Annotated in this window: 19 protein-coding genes and 1 pseudogene; 2 read left to right on the top strand and 18 right to left on the bottom strand. The window is 62.9% G+C overall.

The window, feature by feature from the left end; translation table 11 throughout:
- Window positions 1–229: 229 nt before the first annotated feature.
- Window positions 230–988, bottom strand: a complete 759-nt coding sequence (locus Tal182_RS06140; RefSeq protein ID WP_085858642.1) for a hypothetical protein — start codon at window positions 986–988, stop codon at window positions 230–232.
- 428 nt (window positions 989–1416) lie between these two features.
- On the opposite strand from Tal182_RS06140, the gene Tal182_RS32140 reads away from it, so the two are divergent.
- Window positions 1417–1590, top strand: coding sequence for a hypothetical protein (locus Tal182_RS32140; RefSeq protein ID WP_164517766.1), 174 nt, complete (start codon window positions 1417–1419; stop codon window positions 1588–1590).
- 5 nt (window positions 1591–1595) lie between these two features.
- Here the strand turns inward: Tal182_RS32140 and Tal182_RS06135 are convergent, their stop codons facing one another.
- The 15 genes and pseudogenes from Tal182_RS06135 to Tal182_RS06065 all read right to left on the bottom strand — a co-directional run bounded on the left by Tal182_RS06135 (window position 1596) and on the right by Tal182_RS06065 (window position 15951).
- Complete coding sequence (locus tag Tal182_RS06135; protein ID WP_085858641.1) at window positions 1596–3017, bottom strand: hypothetical protein; 1422 nt, start codon at window positions 3015–3017, stop codon at window positions 1596–1598.
- On the bottom strand, window positions 3017–3454 hold the full coding sequence (locus Tal182_RS32645) for a hypothetical protein (protein ID WP_245344824.1): 438 nt from the start codon (window positions 3452–3454) through the stop codon (window positions 3017–3019). Before Tal182_RS32645 ends, Tal182_RS06135 begins: the two co-directional genes overlap by 1 nt.
- Entirely contained in the window at window positions 3451–4458 is a 1008-nt protein-coding gene (locus Tal182_RS06125) for a tail fiber domain-containing protein (protein WP_085858639.1), read from the bottom strand. Before Tal182_RS06125 ends, Tal182_RS32645 begins: the two co-directional genes overlap by 4 nt.
- Window positions 4433–4840, bottom strand: a complete 408-nt coding sequence (locus Tal182_RS06120; protein WP_085858637.1) for a GNAT family protein — start codon at window positions 4838–4840, stop codon at window positions 4433–4435. The genes Tal182_RS06125 and Tal182_RS06120 overlap by 26 nt, the downstream gene beginning before the upstream one ends.
- Window positions 4837–6660 carry a hypothetical protein gene (locus Tal182_RS06115; RefSeq protein WP_085858635.1) on the bottom strand — a complete coding sequence of 608 codons (1824 nt, stop codon included), beginning with the start codon at window positions 6658–6660 and terminating at the stop codon, window positions 4837–4839. Before Tal182_RS06115 ends, Tal182_RS06120 begins: the two co-directional genes overlap by 4 nt.
- Window positions 6657–7361 (bottom strand): hypothetical protein, encoded by a 705-nt coding sequence (locus tag Tal182_RS06110; RefSeq protein WP_085858633.1) that lies wholly within the window; start codon window positions 7359–7361, stop codon window positions 6657–6659. Before Tal182_RS06110 ends, Tal182_RS06115 begins: the two co-directional genes overlap by 4 nt.
- Before the next feature lie 205 nt (window positions 7362–7566).
- A complete protein-coding gene (locus tag Tal182_RS06105; protein ID WP_085858631.1) occupies window positions 7567–8130 on the bottom strand; it encodes a hypothetical protein in 564 nt (187 codons plus the stop codon).
- A gap of 202 nt (window positions 8131–8332) precedes the next feature.
- Complete coding sequence (locus Tal182_RS06100; protein ID WP_085858629.1) at window positions 8333–9118, bottom strand: hypothetical protein; 786 nt, start codon at window positions 9116–9118, stop codon at window positions 8333–8335.
- A 22-nt stretch (window positions 9119–9140) separates the two neighbouring features.
- Window positions 9141–10115 carry a phage major capsid protein gene (locus Tal182_RS06095; RefSeq protein ID WP_064681819.1) on the bottom strand — a complete coding sequence of 325 codons (975 nt, stop codon included), beginning with the start codon at window positions 10113–10115 and terminating at the stop codon, window positions 9141–9143.
- Window positions 10116–10147: 32 nt separating this feature from the next.
- Window positions 10148–11170, bottom strand: coding sequence for a hypothetical protein (locus tag Tal182_RS06090; RefSeq protein WP_085858627.1), 1023 nt, complete (start codon window positions 11168–11170; stop codon window positions 10148–10150).
- 92 nt (window positions 11171–11262) lie between these two features.
- A pseudogene (locus Tal182_RS06085) lies at window positions 11263–11572 on the bottom strand (hypothetical protein).
- Window positions 11573–11587: 15 nt separating this feature from the next.
- Window positions 11588–13690 (bottom strand): hypothetical protein, encoded by a 2103-nt coding sequence (locus Tal182_RS06080; protein WP_085858625.1) that lies wholly within the window; start codon window positions 13688–13690, stop codon window positions 11588–11590.
- Window positions 13690–15261 carry a terminase gene (locus Tal182_RS06075; protein WP_085858623.1) on the bottom strand — a complete coding sequence of 524 codons (1572 nt, stop codon included), beginning with the start codon at window positions 15259–15261 and terminating at the stop codon, window positions 13690–13692. The genes Tal182_RS06080 and Tal182_RS06075 overlap by 1 nt, the downstream gene beginning before the upstream one ends.
- Window positions 15227–15697, bottom strand: coding sequence for a terminase small subunit protein (locus Tal182_RS06070; protein WP_085858621.1), 471 nt, complete (start codon window positions 15695–15697; stop codon window positions 15227–15229). The genes Tal182_RS06075 and Tal182_RS06070 overlap by 35 nt, the downstream gene beginning before the upstream one ends.
- A gap of 17 nt (window positions 15698–15714) precedes the next feature.
- Window positions 15715–15951: a hypothetical protein gene (locus Tal182_RS06065; RefSeq protein WP_085858619.1), complete on the bottom strand. Its 237-nt coding sequence runs from the start codon at window positions 15949–15951 to the stop codon at window positions 15715–15717.
- Window positions 15952–16569: 618 nt separating this feature from the next.
- On the opposite strand from Tal182_RS06065, the gene Tal182_RS06060 reads away from it, so the two are divergent.
- Window positions 16570–17469, top strand: coding sequence for a dienelactone hydrolase family protein (locus Tal182_RS06060; protein WP_170965887.1), 900 nt, complete (start codon window positions 16570–16572; stop codon window positions 17467–17469).
- Between the two features lie 48 nt (window positions 17470–17517).
- Here the strand turns inward: Tal182_RS06060 and Tal182_RS06055 are convergent, their stop codons facing one another.
- Complete coding sequence (locus Tal182_RS06055) at window positions 17518–18048, bottom strand: YidB family protein (RefSeq protein WP_064801036.1); 531 nt, start codon at window positions 18046–18048, stop codon at window positions 17518–17520.
- A 142-nt stretch (window positions 18049–18190) separates the two neighbouring features.
- A complete protein-coding gene (locus Tal182_RS06050; RefSeq protein WP_085858616.1) occupies window positions 18191–18523 on the bottom strand; it encodes a hypothetical protein in 333 nt (110 codons plus the stop codon).
- Between the last annotated feature and the right edge of the window lie 59 nt (window positions 18524–18582).

Raw genomic sequence — 18582 nt, 5'->3', positions numbered from 1 at the left:
TTGCGAGGCCATTTGGGTGTGTGTAGCTCTACAGGATTGATGGGCGGCCGCATTTTGCGCGGGTTGATCAACCCGGCAGATCGACAGTCTAGATCTGCCACCTCAGGATCGTGGATATAGTCGCTTCCCTGCACTTGAATTTCTCCGTTGTTGAGATCGCCAACGGGGAAAAGACGACTCGAAAGAGACCGCCTGTTTTAGGCTTTCTTTCTTTCTAAACTGCGTCGGCCTATCGTCTCTTGAACAAGAGGTCGGCTCCATAGACGTCCGCGCGGGTACCGATCACGCCACTGTTGCGGCCTTCAAAGCGAGCAGCGAGGTCGAAGCCCATCTCATCGGCAATTCCCCTTAATGATGCTTCTGAAATGGTCTGGTGCGGATAACGTATCTCTATGTTGTCGAATCCTTCAGGAACCGGGCCGGCGCCATTATCGAAAAGCCGGGACGACTGAACGGTGAAAAGTTTTCTGTTCGAGAAGGCATTCCGCGCCAAATAAGCGTAACGAGTTGTCCTGCTCAGAGCCTCGCGCCACAATTGTTCCGGATCGGAAAGGTATTGAAGCGTCCCGCTGCTGTAGAATACGTCAAACTCGGCCGGCAACTGGTCAGAGTACGATAGCCCCGGCCTCAGGGCCTTCGCGGCCTCCGCCATGGATTTTGTCTCCACGATTGTGAATGACCAGGCTGGGAACTGCTTGCGCAAAACGGCGCAGAACTCCCCAGCGGATCCGCCGAAATCAACGAATCGGCCGGACGGAACATCCATAGCCGGCAGGAGATCCGCAGGAAGTTGGACATAGGATTCTTCCTGACCAACTAACTGGCGCGACCGTTCTATCCGGAATGCTGTCAGATGCTTATCCCCATACGCGGGAGCCGCCGTCGCTGCTTGGTTCCATGATTTGTATAACCTCTCACGCATCCGCCAGTGATTTACGGCTACAACTGCGGAACCAGGTAGAACCTTTTTGACGAGACGTTTGAGCATAAAGACCTGCGTTTCAAATATTGGCAAGTGACAGTCGAGGACAAACTGACCGTCTACAGCACTAACGGGCGCCCCGCCACCAATAGTTTTACCTCTGCGTGATCTCAATTTAAGGTACTAACAAGTCTCTTATTTCGAGGTGGCCTGTTTATTCCGGCGCGGCCATCGGTGCCGAGCCGTCGCGCGGCAGCAAGTTGGTGATTTCGATTCCGAAGTCGGTGGTCAGCGCATTCAGGGCGCGGGGTCGATGACCTGTCCCTGAGAATCTCCAAACAAAAAGGGCCCCGGGAATTGACTCTTGGGCGGCGCACTTGGTTTGATAATGACGCTCGCAACATTGCTGCCGATGGCCATCCCAATGCAGATCGCCTGCGGGTGGCTGCCATTATGAACTCCACAGGCTCCCAAGCGCTCAGGAAAGATTTTTGATGAGGAAATTCATATCGATGACACTGGGGACGATGATGGCGATTGGCGGTGCATCAGTCGGCGGTTACATGTTCCTGTATGCCAGCCAACCGGTCAAAATGATTATTTGGGCCATGCCGATAAGCGTGATGGCATTGGGGGTTGCCATTTTGTGGGAAGATATGCGGGGATAGCCCCATCACCACCCACCCCCGCCATTTTGCTGCTGCGGCTGCTGAGAAAGCAATAAAGCTCTTACGAGTGCCTCCGCCTTCGGTTGGCGGACGACTTCCTTCGGCGCCGCATTCAGCGTGGCCTCGTAAAGCGGGGAACGCTGCCGAACCATTCGATCAGCGGCAGACAACGCCCGCCATGTCAGGATATTCGACAGTTCCTTACTGCCCTGGCCCAGGACCGTCGGGACCAAAGCACCCACAGCCGCGCCGCTGGCGGTGGCTCCGGCGCCGCCAGTCTTGCTCGCCACCGCTGCCGCGGCGCCGCCGGCCGCTGCCCCCAGCATCCTGGCCATACCGCTTCCGCCCTCCAGAAATTTTCCTATCCGACGCGTGACGTTCTGGGCCGCGCTTCCCTCGGCAATGGTTTTGAGCGCTGCCAATTCTTCGGGAGAAAAACCGAACATCTCCTGGTCCTGAAGAAGCGTCGAGGCCACACGTTGACGAATCGCATCGGCACCATTCTCGGCCGAATTATGCGGTACAGCGCGGGAATCTGGGGATCTGTCAGTCCCGTTCAGGATATCGGAACGCTTTGCGGCTGCGGAATTGCCGCTTGCAGCCTTAAGGGCGTCGGCCGCGTCAGTGGCCTTTCCGGCAACGACCGTCGCCGGATCGGCAGCCTCAATGAACTCGTCCAATTCTCGAATAACTCGCGACGCTGCAGCTTGATCGTTCGGATCTTTGACGTTTTGGACTATTTTTTCGAACGTCTTGCGGGCTGCGTCCAATCCCTCGATGCTCGCGAAGCTGTCTTCCGGAGGAGTGGAGAGCTTGGCGAGAATTTTATGAGTCTTCCCGGCGATGTCTGCGTCGAAACCCTCTTTTTCGAGCTTCGTTTTGGCTGCCTCTGCCATTGTTTTTACGGCATCGGCTGAGTAATCAACACGACTGTCACGCATCATCTCGAAGTTGCGATTTGCTTCGGCATGGAGAGCGTCGCCGGATGGCGGCTCCAGCTTATCTGGCTTTCGCAAACTCTTGCTCACGCCTGGGACGATCGCCTCTCCTGAGCGAAGCCCCGGCGTTACCGGTGTGAAGATCGACGCAAATTCCAACGAGCGGCCAATGCCCTCCATGGTCGGCCTGCCATCCGGGCCAAACATCTGTACCTTGCCGCTGTAGACGTCACCCGGAAGCATGAAGGCGCGTTTTGCCATCCCCAGAATGCCGGCGTCGCTATCGAAATATCTGTTCCCGTCGCGGTCCCGGCTGATCGGCCAAAGTTGGCCGATATGACTCTTGTCTACAGGTGGAGGGGCGCTATCTGTGGGCTGAGGGAGGCTCCGCAATAGCTTATCAACCAGAAGACTCTGGTCGTCCGGAGAGAGGCTCAAAAAGCTGTCGTCGACGGTCAAATTCTGGCCATTAACCTGGATTGTCGCCATTACTGTTCAATGCTCCACAAGGTGCCGTTCGGTGTTTTGCGCATGCGCGAAGGCGTGGTCCCGGCAATGGCGACAGGGGTAGCCTGTTGTCTCGGAACGACCGAGGCAGCGACCGGCGGAGTTACCGCTTTCGCTTGTCCTGACCCTACGGGAGTGGCACCGGCCGGGTTGAGCTTGTCATTGCGATCGAATGCTTCGTCGGAGGAGATGATCGGTGGGGGAGCTTCAGCCGCACCCGCACGCTGCTCCTTATCCTCCTGCCTGAGCGCCAGCCCGCCCATCAGGGCCTGGACGAGACGCGCCGCCCCTTGCCACGGCGATTGCACCGGGCTCGTCTCCATGCCCTGCAGCAGCATGGCATAGGCCAGCCGCTTGCGCTCGTCGCTGATCTTATTTTGTGTCTTGCCGGTATCGCCGCCGAAGAGGAAACCCCTCATGCCAATGCCCTTTCGTAATCGACGCGGTCGAAGCCGTCGGCATGTTCGAACACCGCGTCGGGGTGAATCTTGCGCACATCGTCGGACATCAGGCCGATCTGAATCGGGCCGCCCTCCTTGTAGCGGAATGCGTAGACCGGCAGGCCGTTATCCAGCGTGCCGACGCGGCTGATGTCTTGCTTCAGCCGCCGGTCGGATTTCATTGCCCAGCCGCCGAGCAGCGAGCCGCCGAGGCCGAAGAGGCCGCCCAAGGCGGCGTTCGACTGGGCGAGCTGCTGGTTGTAGAGGCCCATCTTCTGATTGAAGTTCTCGTTGATCAGCCCGGCCTGATCGACGGTGGGCAGCTCAGTCGTCGGCGTGTTGACGTAGCTCGGCTGGTGCACCTGCGAGCCGGACATCAGTGCCGAAATCTCGTTCAGCGGTTGGTTGCGCTCGGTCAGGATCGAATTCTGCGCATTGGAATACATATCGCCGAGATATTGGTCGGAGGCGGCCTGCTTGCGGGTGGAGAAATCGCGCATGGCGTTGTCGTAAGCCGCCGAGCCCATGGCGATTCCCTTATCGGCGAGGCTCTGTTCGAGGCTCGCCTGGTCGCGGTTCCATTGATTGTCGAAGCCGGAGCGCCAGTGATCGTTGACATATTTGTCGACATTGCCGGCGCTGAGGTCGACATTGGTGCCGAGGATGCCGGAGACCTTGGCGGTCTGGTCGTTGGCGAGCCTGGCAAGGCCGAGCTGCGTCTGCTGCGTCTGGTCGTAGATCGCCTGGTTCTCGGGCGAATAGGTCTGATAGGCGGAATAGGTCGGCAGCTTGTAGGTCTTGCCGTTCTGGTCGGTCATCGTCTGATAGCCGCTGACCTTGTATTCCAGCGAGCCGTCGGGCGTATACTGGTTTGTGTGGCTGAGCCCCGCATTGGCGATGGCGGTGTCGACGTTGGTGGCGGTCTGCGCCGCCGCGGTCTGGGTCGGATCAGGCGCCTTAGGCGCCTTTGGCGTGGAGACCATAGGGAAAATCCTCCTTCATGATGGCGTAAAGCAGGCCGTCGCAATCGCCGAAATAGCCGCGCTGGCGGCCCTCCGGCTCAGCACCGACTCTGGCGAGCAGTCTCTGGGCGCTGATGTTGTCGGCGCGGGTGCGGCAGGTGACGCGGCGGCAGCCGAGCTGGTTGAAGACATAGTCGGAGACGGCGCGCATCAGCGTCAGCGACAGCCGGTCGGCGGCAAGCGAGATCTCGATATCGTGCTCGGTCCAAACGTTGAAGACGAAGCCGGCGAGAATCCGACCGCGGTCGACCTGGGCAAGCGTGGTGTAGGGCGGGTGAAAGGTGACGCCGATCCTGGCGCCCACCCAGGCGGCGATTTCGGCGCCGGGTTCTGAGACGATCAAATCGGCGCGCCCCTCTCGTAAAGCACCGAGCCGCCGACGACGGCGGCTTCCGAGACGGAGCCCGACGAGCCGGAGATCAGCGCCCGGATTGTCGGCGCCAAGGCCGAACCGGCGCCGCCGGCGGAGGCGAATTTGCGCACCAGCGAGATGCCGGGGAATTTCGAAACACCCCAGACCGCCGTTCCCCATTTCGCCGCCGCACTGTTCTCGACCGACGACAGCAGTGCTGTCGGCACCTTGGTCTGGTAGTCGACCGAAATGCCGCCATACATCAGCGTCGAAACGCCGATCTCGGCCGTCACCCCGATCAGCTTGGAAAGCTTGGTCGAGAGCCCGTCGCCATATCGGCTCCAGGCGCCGACCATCAGCGCGTCGATCGCCGCGCCATTGTCGTTGGCCCCGACCTCCGCCTCGTAAAGCGTGCCGTCGGCGGCGCCGAAGAACAGCCGGTCCTGCCAGGTCGCCCAGCAGGAGGCGGGCATGCCGACGAAGCGGCACCAGGCGCCGGTCTCGGTGTTCATCACATATTGATAGGGGCCGTAGGAAGACGGCAGGTTGACGATCGCCATCTGCCGCGCCGGAAAGCTCGAAAGCTGCCACTCCTCAGAGGTGGTTCCGGTCGCCGCCACGGTCGCGCGCCATGTCGGGCCGATCCTGGCGGTAATGGCGCCGAGGCTGGTGGCGCCGCGGTCGAGCTGCACCGCCTTGGTGATCGGCACGATGCCGTCGGTGGTCATGATCGCCAGATCGGCGCCGACCGACAGCAGGCAGCGGTCGCTGCCGAGCGGCCGGCCGAGCTTGAAGGTGCCGATCAGGCCCCAATTCGCCGCGTTCGAAGGATCGGAGCCCTGGAAGACGATCGCCTCGCCCTCCGAGGAGATCAGCACCAGGCACTGCTGCAGGCCTGTCGACACCGGGATCGTCCAGACATTGATCGCCACCAGCGTGCCGCCGTATTTCATCGTGCCGCCGACCGGCAGCACCGTCGCCGCGCCGCTGACGGCGTCGGTCGCGAGATACCAGACATTGGTCGAGTTCTTCTCGATGAACCACAGGCGCGAGCGATAGGCGGTGACGGCGGCAAGCAGCGAGGCGTCGGATATGCCTGTGATCATCGTCGAGGCGACATAGGGCGTTGCGGCCGAGCCCTTTTCGAGCTGCGCATTGGTGACCGTTCCCGTGACGGTGACGACAAGCGTGCCGGCCGCCGGCGTGAAGGAGAGCGACACCCGGTTGCCGGCGCCGGTCCCGTTCAAGCTGCCCGAGAAGGCGCCCGAAAGCGTGACCGAGCCGGTGCCGAAGAAGCTCAGCGTATAGGCCGTGTTGCGCACCGCGACATTCTGGGTGGCGAGTGCTGCCGTGCCCACCAGGAAATTGTTCGTCCAGGAGGTGCCGTTGAAGATCAGCGGCGTGTCGAGGCCGTTGACAAGGCGCAGGAATTCCTGGCCGGCCGGATTGGTATATTGCTGCACCGACCAATGGGCGCTCGCCAGGCCCGAGACGACGGGCGCGCCGGCCGCACCGCCCACCGTCACGTCGAAGATCTTGTCGCCGGCGGCGGCAAACAGCCGGTTGCTCACGCCGGAATAGGGAATGACCGTCTGCACATCGGCGCCGAGGCCGGTGGAAAAGGCGAGGAAACCGTAGCGGGCGCGCACCCTGTTTGCCTCGGGAAAGAAATTGTCGAGCTGGAAGGCGGCATCCTCGGGCATATCGGCCATCTCGACATCGGTTCGCCAGCCGCCGATCGGCGCGATCCAGTCTATGCCGGGCGAAACGCGGCGGGTGCGGCCGTTCGGGGGGACAGGTCTGCGGGTCATGGCGTCACCGTGATCGTGCCGGGCCAATAATTTTCAGGGCTTTGTCCCCTCGCCGGCAGCGAGAGGTCGACAGGCCCAGCGGCGCGGTCGGCGCCGATCGCGGCTTCCTTGGATCGTTCGAAGCTGGCGAGCTCCTCGCCGTAATCGAGGCCCTTGGCCCGCTTCCAGCGCCAGATCAGCGAGAGTTCGAGAAGCTCTTCGGGAAAGAGCGCCGTGTCGGTGTCGTTGGCCCAGTTGCCGGCCGCGGTGGCGCCGCCATTCACCGCCACCCAGAAGCCGGAGACATAGGCATATTCGATCGTCTCGCCGGCAACGTTCGGATAGATGTCGAGCCTGCCGCCCGCCATGCGCCAGATCTGCGGCACCGGGTTGGCGTTGAGGATGGCCTGGCGCTGCCAGCTCTGCGGCTCCACCGGGCCGTTGAGGGCCCACAGGCGGGAGACGTTCCAGATCCGCGCATTGGCGGCGAAACGGTCCCAGTCACCGGGCGGCTCGTCCGGCTCCGGGTTGGCGCCGGTCGCCTGGAATTGCCGCCGCACCATCAGCGCCGACCAGTCATGGGCCCGCATCAGGTCGCGGCCGGCGCGGGTGGAGAGGATGCGCAGCTGCATGATCTGCGGATCCGCCGAGGACATGACGGCCGTCGGCGGATCGAGGTCGATCTCCGCGCAGACGTTCTGAATGATGGTCAGGAGCGACATGCGGGGTCTCCGGTTCAGAGCAGTGCTGTGGGCGTAAGGTGAATTTGCTTAATGGTTGTGCCGTGTCGCCCCCTCATCCGCCCTACGGGCACCTTCTCCCCGCTGGGGAGAAGAGGGAATCGAGACCTCGCGGCATAACCCCTTCGCCCCAGCAGGGAGAAGGTGCCGGCAGGCGGATGAGGGGGCGGCTTGCTTTAGCGCCTCTTCAGGCGGCCGCGCGACCGCGGGACTTGCTGCCGCTCTCGCTTTCGAGTGCCTCGAAGCGCGCGGCCATCTCCTTCATCTGCGCCTGCAGACGGCTCACCTCGTCCTTCAGCCGCTCGTTTTCGGCAGCAAAGGCGGAAGCGGCGCTGGAGTTTTCGGCGGTCGCCAGATAGGCGCGGGCGGCGGCGGTCAGCTCGTTGGCGCCCATGCCGATCTTCTGCTTGGCGGTATCGGAGAGCGCCGCCAACTGCTCGACGGTATAGATATTGACCGCCTCCAGCTCCTTGATCTGGCTGGGCTTCAGATAGGGCCATTGCGCAAGCGGCGTGCCGGTCAGCTGCTCGCGGGCGGCAGCGCCGTCCTTGAAGCGCTTATAGGCGTCGGCAAAACGCTGTTTGTCGTTGTCCGTCACCTCGCGGTAGACTTCGGTGTGCTTGTCGCCTGCGATGAAGATGCGGACGAATTCCTTGTCGGCAAAGATCGGCCGGCCTTCCTTCTCGGTCAGGAAGGTCTGCTCGACCGGTTCGAGGCTGAAGGAGGCGTAGATTCCGGTGTTGTCGGGCATGTGCTGGTCTCGCTGTTGATGGCGGGGAAAAGAGGTGTCGGCGGGGGAAGCATCCCCTCCTAGTCATCCCAGGCCTTGTGCCGAGGATCTGCTACGCATCGACCGGCAGCAGATGCTCGGGACAAGCCCGAGCATGACGGAAGAGAAGTGTGCAAGCGTTGAAAAGTAGCCATGGCGGGCGCCGAAACGCCCGCCGATTGCTTTAGTTCACCTTCGACAGAAACGGCCGCATCAGCGTCGCCTCGAGCACGCCCGTCGCCGTAATGGTGATACCCGTGCCGTTGGCCGTAGCATTGGCCGAGAGCGTGATGGCCTGGACGACGCCGTTCGGGCTGTAGGTGATGCCCGAAATCGTCGTGCCGCCTGCAATCCCCGTGCCGGCGACGGCCGCGCCGATGAACGGGCCGGAACCGGCGCTGAGACCGGCGAAACCGGTCAAAACGCTGGAGCCGTTGACGGTGTTGGCCGTAAACGTCTGGTTGGCGGCGGCGAAGTTGACGTTGGCGATCGCCTTGGTGCCGACGGTGGCGGAGGCCGGGGCGCTCGCCTGGCCTGCGGTGGTGGTGGTTTCGGCAACGACGAGGGCCGCCGTTGCGCTCGCCACCTGCGACGGCGCCTGGCCATTGCGCTGCAGCCAGATGTAATAGGTGCCGGGCTGAAGCGTCACGGCGCCCACCGGGCCGCCGGTCAGCGTCGGCGGCTGGGCCGCACCGGAGAAGACGCCGCAGCGCTGGCCGACGACGGCGGCGGCCGTGGTCAGCAGCGAAGCGACATAATCCCGGCTCCACTGAAACCATTGGCCCGGCTGCAGGGTCGTCAGCGACGCCAGCACCAGCTGGCAATAGACCCATTCGGATTCGCGCTCGCCGCCGGCGACTGCGCCGAGGGCGAAGTTCGGCCCCGGAATCCCGGAGCCGGCAACGATCGGGCCTTCGACGACGAACGGGTTCGCGCCAAGACGATCGGTCTGGGAAATTGCGATGGTCATGGATGTTGATCCTTTCGTTCGATCAGGCGAACAGCACGCCCTGCAGGAAGGCGTTGTTCATGGTGAGGTTGCCGGCAAAGCCCATCAGCTGCACGAAGGCATCCTGATTGGTGTTCATGCGTTCGTCACCGATCGGGGCCATGTCGCGGTCGCGATGCGGGCGGTAGAACAGGTATTTGGTGTTGAGGAAGAACATCTGGTTGGCAGGCGCGCCGCCGCCGAAGCCGCCGTCGAAGATCACGTCGGCGCCCATGTACTGCAGCGACTGGAAGCCGGCCATGCCCTTGTCGGCGGAGGTGATGCGCTGGATTGCCTGCAGCGATTCCCAGTAGAGGCGGAAGAAGTTGTTGTCGGCGACGACGAGATCGGGCGCGTCGGAACCGCGCACGCAGGACATGTAGAGCCGGTTCATATAGCTCTGGATGTTGGCGTTGGTGGCGGCCGCGCCGCCATCGGCCGAGGCCGAGAATTTCTGGTTGCGCCAGAAACCCCAGGTGGCGCGCGAGATGCCGCCGACCGTGCCCGATGTCGGCGAGGTCGAGATCAACAGCTGCAGGCCGCCGATCTGCCGGCCGCCATCGGCCGTGCCGTCGGAATAGCAGTCGAGCGCGATGTTGTTCTTCAGCGTCGTTTCGGCGTTCTCGATGCGCTGCTCGAGCAGGTCGAGGATCGCATCCTCGCCGGAATTCTGCAGCTGTTCGAGGCCGGACATGGAGACGGCGACCGCGGCCTGCTTCAGGTCGTATTCGGCGGCGGTGATGACGTCGGAGGGCTGGACGTTCAGGATGTCGTAACCGGAATAGCGCTTGAAGGTACTATTCTCTTGATACTGCAGTTCCTGGACGATGGTGCGGCCGCCGGAGACGGGCTTCTTGCGGCCGCGGCTGTTGAGACGAGTGAGAAGACCGTTGTTCTTCGTCACGTCGTCGGCGACCGTGCCGCTGCGGTTGCGCAGCGTCGTGGTGACGATTTCAGAGAGGTTGGGCGAAATGGGCATCGATCATTCCTTTGATCAGACTTGGCCTGTGATCAGACTTGGCCGCGCGAAAAACGCATGGCGTCGCGCAGCGAGTCGCGGATGGAGGTGGGCTGGCCTCTTGCCGCATCGCGGGTCGGGCCCGGGGCGGAAGAGCCAGAGATGGATCGCGAGGCGCGGCGGGCTTGATCTGCCGCTGCGACCCTCTGGGCATGCTGTTCTCGGACTAAGGCCGGCGCAGTCTGGCTGATCAACTGCTGGCGAATGTCTGGTCGCATCCAGCATGCGGCGTCGTAGGCGTCCTGAAGCGTCGATGCCCGCCCCGCATTGATGAGGGCAACCATGTCGTCGAGAACGTCTTCGGCATGCGCATTGGCCGGATCGGAAAGAAAGGCATCGACCTGAGTTTCGGTGTCTCTCTTGCGCAAAACATGTTCGACCGTGGCCTCGACATTGATCGGCCGAGGTTGCGGCGCTGCCTGCTCGTGTCGCTGCAGGGCCTCCCCTGCCCGGCCGTTGACCAGGGCGTGAAGATTAACCCCGGCCACCTTGGCGACATGAAGCACGGTGTTGACGGGATCGCGGATCAGCGCGTTTTCCCAGTCGATCGCCCGGCGCATGACATCGGCATGGGTCATGCCGGCCTGGCGGACGATCGGGGTGAATTCTTCGAGCCCCTTGTAATCCTGCAGGACGCGGAAGCCGCGATCGACCTCCTGCTCCCGCTTGGCAATCGCCGCCTGCACTTCGCTCGGCAGGCTTGAAAACTGCGCCTTGGCCTCCGCCGACCAGCCGGGCGGAACCCGGTTGGCCATGGCGGCCGGCTGTTCGTCGCCCTGCACCCGGCTCTGTGCCTGTGGCGTCTGCTGCCGGTCGACGCCGGCCTGCCCCTGCCCCTTGGCGAGGAAACGGCCGTTTTCGCCGTCGCGCGGCTGGGCCGCAAGATCGCCCGGTCCATTGCCGTCGACGGTGTCGATCGCCGCCTGCAGGCTGTCGCGGATGCTGACCGGCTTATCGCCGGACGAGTCAAAATCGTCGCCGCCGTTACCGGCCTCGTTGAAGTCTTCCATATCCATGGGGAAAGTTCCTATTTCGGGGATTGATGCCCGCTTCATCCTTTGTGCATGTCGTTATCCCGGAACCGCTGCACACTTCCGGGCGACATGCGTCAGGCGTTGTATTCGGCGTGGACCCGCCGCAGTTCGTTGCGGATCGCCTTCCGGTCCGCTTTGGGTTTTTCGATCGCCTGCGGCGTCTCATTGCCGATCTCGACCACCCCGGCTTCCCGATAGGCGGAACGAAGCTTGGCCTTCGAGGTGTAATGCCGGCCGTCATGCATCGACTGGATCTCGATGCTGTCGCTGACGAAATGCGGCGCCGGCAGATCCGACCGCGCCAGGATCTGCGCCGGCAGGCAATTGTGCGGCCACCTGTCGAGTGCGTGCCACGCCGCAGACGCGGCAATAGCGTTCTCTCATCTCTGATCCTCGAAACTATTGATAGGCCGGCTCAGCCTGGAGCCGCTGCGGGATCTGCTGCAAAGCCTGCGCCGCCATTTCACCGCGTGCCTGCTCGACGGCGGCGCGATGCTCGATCTCGGCTTGCGCGACGCCAAGCTCGGCTTTCCGCTGTTCGGCGCCCGCTTTCACTTCAGCGGTCTTCAGCTTGAGCATCTCGGCGGGCGAAGGCTGCGGCTCCGGTTTTGGTGCGTTTGCCGCCTGGGAAAGCTGGCCACCCACCTGTTCCAGCATGCTCTCGAGCTGACGGCCGGCCCGGAAGCCGCGGGCGGCAAAGAGCAGTGTTTCGACCATGACCGGCACCAGCAGCGGGCTCTGCTGCGCCATCGCGCCGGCCTGCTGCATGAAGCCGCCGACCATCTGGACGAATTCCATGCGGCGCTGCTTTTCGGCATCTTCGTCCGGCTCGATCGTCGAATCCGTTTCAATGTCGATCTGGAAGCCGCGAATGCTGTCATTGCGCAGCAGCTGCACCACCTCGTCGATCGTCGGCTGCCCCATCATCTGTTGCAGCTGCGGCGGCATTTCGGGCGGCGCCATTCCTGGGGACGACTGGGCCGGCTGGCCCATCTGCTCGGCCCGCATCGCCGTCTGCTGCGCCGCCATCTGCATCTGCTGCATCTGCATCTCGACCTGCTGCTTCTGAGCCATCGTCGGCAACTTGATGCCACTGACCAGCATCAGCGTTTCCGGCTGGAACTGATCGCAGATGATCTCGCCGGCGAGGCGGATGATGTCGCGGGCAAAACGGGCAAGCTCGGCTTGGCGGTCGCGGATGCGGATCGAGCCCCACTGGCTCTTGATGCGCTGCGCCGTCGCCGTCTCCGATGCCTGCGTGTCGCCGCGGACGATGTCGGAGATGCCGGTGATCTGGTAGACGTCCTCGATCAGCTGCTTGCGCGCCGCCATGCAGGCGACGATCACCTTCTGCACCTCGTCGATCGGCAGCGTCACCACCGCCTTGGAGCCGCCCTTGTCGGTGAAGGCGGCCCATTCCGGGATCGGCACCATCACCATGTCGTTTTCCGGCCGCATCGCCTTCTCAATCGCCGGCGAAATGGCGCCGTCCCCGGAGGGATAGAAGACCTTGAGGCGCAGCTGGTCGGTCAGCTTGTTGATGCGCCTGGTCAGCAGGTCGATCTCATCGCATTGCTGCTGATAATAGACATAGTCGGGAACCGGGATCAGCGAGCTCGTCGACATGGTGCCATAGGCCGGGCGCGGGCATGGCCAGAAATGCGTCAGCTCCAATGGCGGCTCGGAGACCTCCAATGCGACCGGCGAGCCGTCGGCGATCCAGACGGTATAGTTCTCGCTCTTGCACCAGATCTCCCAGACATGGGTCTTGCCCTCATTCTCGGCGCGCTCGGCCTGGCTTTCGCCCTTGCGGGCGCCGGCAGCATCGGCGCCCGAGGCCATCGCCGCACGGCCGAAGCGCTTTTCCATCTCCTCGCCGGTCATCGGCACGCGCCGCGCCACCCAGGTCACATCCTTCCAGCGGCGGGCCGGCGAATGCAGGAAATCCGACCAGTGGACATAATCGATGCAGACGCGCTCGTCGGCGATCGTTTCGAGGGCTGCACCCATCTCGCCGGGCAAGCCATCGGCCGGCGGGTTCGAGGGTTCGACGCCCATGTCGAGCGGCTCGAAATCGGCCTCGTAGCGCAGCCACACCGTGCCGCGGGCGCAGAGCAGGAAATCGTCGCGCACCGCCCGCATGATGGAGTCGAGATCGGCCTCGTCGCCTGTGTAAGCAAGATTGCGTTCGACGATTTCCGAGGCGATGCGCGCCACCGGCTCGGCATCCTTGAAGCGGCGCTCGACGACCGGCTGCGGCACCCGGGCATAGACGGCCGGCTGCAGCACCGCGGTATTGGCCCAGAGCATCGGAAAGCGGCGCTTGGCCGCGCTGGTCTGGTCCGACTGCTGGTCGAGATAGATCTTCTCGATCTTGACGCAGCGGTCGTGCCAGGACTTGAAATAGCGCTGGGCGCGTTCGAGCTCCTGCTGCCAATGGGCGCCGACCTTGGCCGGATCCCAGTGCTGCCCGCCTTCCAAGGCCATCGTCTCGTCTTCCATCAAACACGCTCGCTATGTCTCGGGGTGGAATCGACAAATTCGTTGAAGGTCATCGTCTGGAAGGTCGGCAGCGGCTTACGCTCGGGCTTCAGCGGTTCGGGCGCCAGGCCGGTGAAGATGATTGCCAGACCGCCGAAAGCGTCGGCGCCGTGCGAGGCCCAGTTGTGCAGAGGCTCGTCGCGGAAGACGCCGAGATCCTCATCCCAGTCCTTGCGGTAATTGCGCAGGCATTTGATGCCGTCGGCGCAGCCGGCCTGGTCGAACTCGACTTTTGCCAGGATGCGCCGGGTGCCGTTGATGCGGTCATGGACATAGGCGCGCTCGACCTTCCGGACCGTGCCGAGGCCGCGCGCCCTCACCTCTTTCAGCATGATTTCGATGCGGGTCATGCCGCCGCGCGTCCATTCCCGCACCTTGATATCGTGCGGCATGTTGTGGACGCCATAGACATAGCCATTGTCGCGCGCGCGCCGCTCCAGCTCGTCGAGCATGCCGTCCATGCCGGTGCCGGTATGCTCGAAATAGCCGATCATCCTGACGCGACCGGGCAGCACCTGAAACAGCCAGACACTGTTGGCATCGTCCATGCCGATGTCGGAGATGGTGTGGACGGGATAACCTTCCACATGCGGGAAGACGCCGATGCGCTCCTCGGCGTCGGCGATCGCCATCTGGTGGGCGTAATAAGCGCCCTCGACGCTCGCCTCAAAAGCTTCGGCAGGTGTCGAGGGATATTCGCGCTTCATGTCGCCGAGCTGGGTCTCGGCCTTCTTGACGTACCAGGCCTTCTGCCCCGCCGTCAGCATGATCCCCTGCTCGGCAAGTTGGCGGAAATATTTGACGAAGGCGTCGCCGATGATGACGCCCTCGGGCGCGATCGAATATTGCGGCTCCTTCCACCAGGGAAAGAAGTGGAACTTGAAGTCGAGCTCGGTCAGCCCAAGCGCCTGGCGCTGCTTGACCTGGGCGTCCTCGCAGAGCGCGTAGAAATGCCCCTCCTGGCCTTCCGCCGTGCTTTCGACGAAGACCATCTGGCCGGCCTGTACCGTGTTCAAGGCGCCGGTCCTGACTTCCCGCGCCTTGTCGGGATATTTGGCGCAGAGCTTTCCATATTCGGAAATATGCAGATATTGCAGCGTGCCCGAGCGCAGCGAGGTGCCGACACGGATGCTCGAATTGTTGGCGAGCAGCAATTCGCTCTGGTTGGTCCTGATGACGGGCACGGCGTTGCGGATGCCTTCGGGCAGATTGTCATAGGGATATTTGATCTTGTCCCGGAAGATCGTCTGCACGTCGCCGAGCGTATGGGCGATGGTGCCGGCCCTGATATCGCGGTTGAAGACGCAGGCATCGAGCATGAAGATCTGGATGAAGGTGGTCAGCCCCAGCTGGCGGGCCTTCAAGAGCACGTTGAGATAATGCATCTCCTCGAAAAGGCTCGTCTGCATCACGTTCATCTCGAACCTGACGCGCCTGCCCGCCTTGTCGGTGATCCAGTAGAGATTGTTCAGCCGCCAGCGCCAGTCGGAAAACTGGTCAACCGCCGTTTGGAAGTCCGCGCGTCCTGCCATTGACCGCCTCCAGCAATTGCGAGACTTCGCCGGTCACGCTCTGTTCGGGCTCGACCTTGGCGCCATATTTCTTCGGCCTGAGCTTTTCGGCGACCCATTGGCGGGTGGCGATGCGCAGCTGCGAACGCCTGATCGCCTCGCCATTTTCCTGCCAGCCGGTGGTCTCGCCGGCCGCATTCTTCTTTTCGATCCAGTCGTCGCTGCTGTTGTCGGCGATCTCGACCATCTCGTCGACGAAGCTGTCGGCCATGATCTCGCGGGCCAGCGCATATCGCGCCCGGAACGACGCCTTCTCCTCGTCCGCCAGCCAGGACAGCACCGTCGATTTCGACGGCATGTCCTCATCCCGACAGATCGAGCGCAGGCTCTCCCTGTCGGCGATGCGCGCGCAGATTTTTTCCGCCAGCGCCTGGCTGAACTTGGTCGGCCTGCCCATCGGTCGGGGTCTAACGTTCAGAACAAGGCAATTATGTTGGAGGCCGTTGTCCCGGTCAGCGCCACGATCGCCGCATGAACGGGAAGGATCGTCCCGGCCGGCACGCTCCTGAAGATGACGGGATCCACATCCCGCCGCGGCGCAATCGCCACATCGCCGGCCGTCCCGATATAGAGCGCGCGGGCGCCGACAATGGCGCTATCGTTCGGCGTCACCACAGCGGCCCGCGAGGCCGGAGCAATCGAGGGGTCCATGCACTTCTCCTTGTGAGGGGTCTTCGATCGGAACGCGGCAGCACGCCGCCTCGGCATTTTGCCGGGCCTGCCCGCCGACCTCCGCCCCGCCAGGCCTGACCCGAGGGGAATGGAGTTTGTATCAAGCCGGCGCAATCAAGCGGGTTTGGCAAACCGCTACCCCACCCTCCGTCATCCCAGACCTTGACCCTGGGATCCATGCCGGATCCCCATCGAATGGGTGGATCCCAGGGTCAAGCCCTGGGATGACGGAGCAAGAGGTAGGCTCTGTGGCAAACCTGCTCGGCAAAGCCGGCTGGAAAGCCTTCGGAATGACGCAGGCGGTCGAAGAGCGGTATCGACGTAATCGTCAACATCACCTCTTGATTCAATATTCGCAGCTTGGATTTGCGGTAGTGATAAATGATCTGCCGGGGGGTGATCAAGGGCCAGATCGTCGGTCCCGCTCCCATGCGAAATCGAGCCCTGCGCGACCAGGTGGACGCCAGAATCCACGCGCTGCTCCGGCAGGTTTGGCAAAACGCTACCCCACACTCCGTCATCCCAGGCCTTGAGCCTGGGATCCATGCCCGCCCAGCAAAGCCAGCGTGGATCCTCGGACGGCAAGCAATACCATCCATGGAGATCGAGGATTATAGTGGCAGCAGACTGTCGATCACACGGGTGGAGGAGCCTGTGAAAACCGCAAGACTTTTGGTGTGCCTTGTCGCCTTGGCCGTCGCCGTGCCTGAGGCCGCGGCCACTGCCGAGGAACTGGTGCGGTTCGAAAGCGTGCCGGTAAAACTCAGCCCGTTTCGCATCCGCAAAGCCCGGGAATTGGGGGAAACTCTGCCTCAGCCGCAAGGCACGCCGTTGCTCGGATATTTGTCCCGCCCCGAAGGCGACGGCCCCTTCCCGGCAATCGTCGTCATGCATGGATGCGATCACCTGCGTTCGAGCGTCAGGGAGCTTTGGCCCAAACGGCTGGTCAGATGGGGTTATGTCGTGCTTGTTGTCGACAGCTTCACCACCCGCAACCTTGCCGACCCGTGTCGAAGCCATCTTCCTGCCCGCGCCTTCGATGCCTATGGCGCTTTGGATTTCCTGTCGAAATCAGGCTTTGTCGACGCGCAGCGCGTCGCCTTGATGGGCTTCGCCGCCGGCGGCACCACGACATTGGATGCGACGAAAATCGAAGGATACGAGCAGCTCATGGAGCGCAAGTTCAGGGCGGCGGTTGCCTATTATCCCGCCTGTGACGCAGATCGGGGCGATCCGACGGTGCCGACCTTGATCATGACCGGCGAGAGAGACAATTGGAGCCGGGCCGAACGATGCCAGAAGAGGCTTGCCCGCCTCAGCGACAATGCCCCGCCCGTCGAGCTCAACGTCTACAAGGGCATTTATCACAATTTCGACGCGCCGGAGTTCACGGTGGGAAGGAGGGTGCTGGGTCATATCGAAAAATACGACCCCGACGCTGCGGCGAAGTCCATGCGCAGCGTTTACGCCTTTCTTCGAAAGTACCTGGCGAACTAAAGCTTCGGTGATCTCCCGGCAAACACTGACGGTGCGTTTGCACCAGGACTAAACGCTGCTCGGCCCCCCTGACGGCGTCGCCTGGCTGGACGATGAAAACGCCTCTTCGGCGCTCGGCACTTTCCCCTCCGGCGTCAGATCGTCGACGGCCTTGGGAAGATCGCGGCTCAGCCGGCCGAGGATCTCCTGATGCGAGAGGCCGGTATTCCTGGCGATCTCGTCCAGGACATCCGGGCCGAGGGCTGTGGCAAGTTCGCCGTCATTGATGCCGGCATTCTGCCCGCGGCGCACCCAGGACTCCATCTTGTCGCCCTGGCCGTTCTGCTGAAAGGTCTTCAGGAGGTCGCCGATGCCGCCGCTGACGATGCTGCCGGAGCTCAAGCCGCCGAGAAGGCCACCGAGACCGCCGGAGCCGGCCAGTCCGCCGAGAATGCCGCCGAGCCCGCCTGACGGCTGGCCTCCGGCGCCTGCCTGCTGCGGGTTCTGGAGGCCCCGCAGGAGCTCCCGGATCTTGTCCCTGTTCTGGTAACCGGCAACGGCAAGAACGGCGAGAAGCGCCTTCATTTGACCGCTCATCATGATGAAATCCTCCTGTGGTGCTCCGGGGGTTCACGCCGGCCGGAGTGCTGAATGGGCGCAATGTTCACAATCGTAGAAAGCTCCCCACCCGCGGGCAGAACGGCCCGAGCCGGTGGCACTGTTCGACTGTCTGAAGGTACGGTCAGATTTCCGGGCAACCGCGCCGGTTGGCGAAGACCATCCGATCCGGCCCGCGGCGCGTCATCCCCTCGACGACGATGCTGCGCGGCGACATGCGGACGATACGGGCCCGACGCAGGCCTTCGCTGCGGGCGATGTCGAGCGCATCGTCGGGATCGCAGCGGCGCGGTCCCCGGCGGTCGTAGCGATCGTAATCGCGATTCCGGTCGTAGACGCCGACGCCTCCGGGGCCGATGCGCAGCTCCATATCCTGGGCGGCCGCAATCGTCGGCGCGATCGTCAGGCCGGTCATGGAGGCCAAGCCGATCAACACGAACTGAAGAGACTTATGCATGGATTCCTCCCATGGCCTTATTGCTTATCGCCATACCAACATCGCCATCGGGATTTTGT

Source organism: Rhizobium sp. TAL182 (assembly GCF_002117725.1).
Lineage (GTDB): Bacteria > Pseudomonadota > Alphaproteobacteria > Rhizobiales > Rhizobiaceae > Rhizobium > Rhizobium esperanzae.
This window is presented reverse-complemented; position numbering and strand designations above follow the sequence as displayed.

Bases quoted from the DNA above. Each gene is read 5' to 3' on its own strand.
- Tal182_RS06140 (WP_085858642.1), bottom strand. From the start codon at position 988: ATGCTCAAACGTCTCGTCAAAAAGGTTCTACCTGGTTCCGCAGTTGTA.
- Tal182_RS32140 (WP_164517766.1), top strand. From the start codon at position 1,417: ATGAGGAAATTCATATCGATGACACTGGGGACGATGATGGCGATTGGC.
- Tal182_RS06135 (WP_085858641.1), bottom strand. From the start codon at position 3,017: ATGGCGACAATCCAGGTTAATGGCCAGAATTTGACCGTCGACGACAGC.
- Tal182_RS32645 (WP_245344824.1), bottom strand. From the start codon at position 3,454: ATGAGGGGTTTCCTCTTCGGCGGCGATACCGGCAAGACACAAAATAAG.
- Tal182_RS06125 (WP_085858639.1), bottom strand. From the start codon at position 4,458: ATGGTCTCCACGCCAAAGGCGCCTAAGGCGCCTGATCCGACCCAGACC.
- Tal182_RS06115 (WP_085858635.1), bottom strand. From the start codon at position 6,660: ATGACCCGCAGACCTGTCCCCCCGAACGGCCGCACCCGCCGCGTTTCG.
- Tal182_RS06110 (WP_085858633.1), bottom strand. From the start codon at position 7,361: ATGTCGCTCCTGACCATCATTCAGAACGTCTGCGCGGAGATCGACCTC.
- Tal182_RS06105 (WP_085858631.1), bottom strand. From the start codon at position 8,130: ATGCCCGACAACACCGGAATCTACGCCTCCTTCAGCCTCGAACCGGTC.
- Tal182_RS06100 (WP_085858629.1), bottom strand. From the start codon at position 9,118: ATGACCATCGCAATTTCCCAGACCGATCGTCTTGGCGCGAACCCGTTC.
- Tal182_RS06095 (WP_064681819.1), bottom strand. From the start codon at position 10,115: ATGCCCATTTCGCCCAACCTCTCTGAAATCGTCACCACGACGCTGCGC.
- Tal182_RS06090 (WP_085858627.1), bottom strand. From the start codon at position 11,170: ATGGATATGGAAGACTTCAACGAGGCCGGTAACGGCGGCGACGATTTT.
- Tal182_RS06080 (WP_085858625.1), bottom strand. From the start codon at position 13,690: ATGGAAGACGAGACGATGGCCTTGGAAGGCGGGCAGCACTGGGATCCG.
- Tal182_RS06075 (WP_085858623.1), bottom strand. From the start codon at position 15,261: ATGGCAGGACGCGCGGACTTCCAAACGGCGGTTGACCAGTTTTCCGAC.
- Tal182_RS06070 (WP_085858621.1), bottom strand. From the start codon at position 15,697: ATGGGCAGGCCGACCAAGTTCAGCCAGGCGCTGGCGGAAAAAATCTGC.
- Tal182_RS06065 (WP_085858619.1), bottom strand. From the start codon at position 15,951: ATGGACCCCTCGATTGCTCCGGCCTCGCGGGCCGCTGTGGTGACGCCG.
- Tal182_RS06060 (WP_170965887.1), top strand. From the start codon at position 16,570: ATGGAGATCGAGGATTATAGTGGCAGCAGACTGTCGATCACACGGGTG.
- Tal182_RS06055 (WP_064801036.1), bottom strand. From the start codon at position 18,048: ATGATGAGCGGTCAAATGAAGGCGCTTCTCGCCGTTCTTGCCGTTGCC.
- Tal182_RS06050 (WP_085858616.1), bottom strand. From the start codon at position 18,523: ATGCATAAGTCTCTTCAGTTCGTGTTGATCGGCTTGGCCTCCATGACC.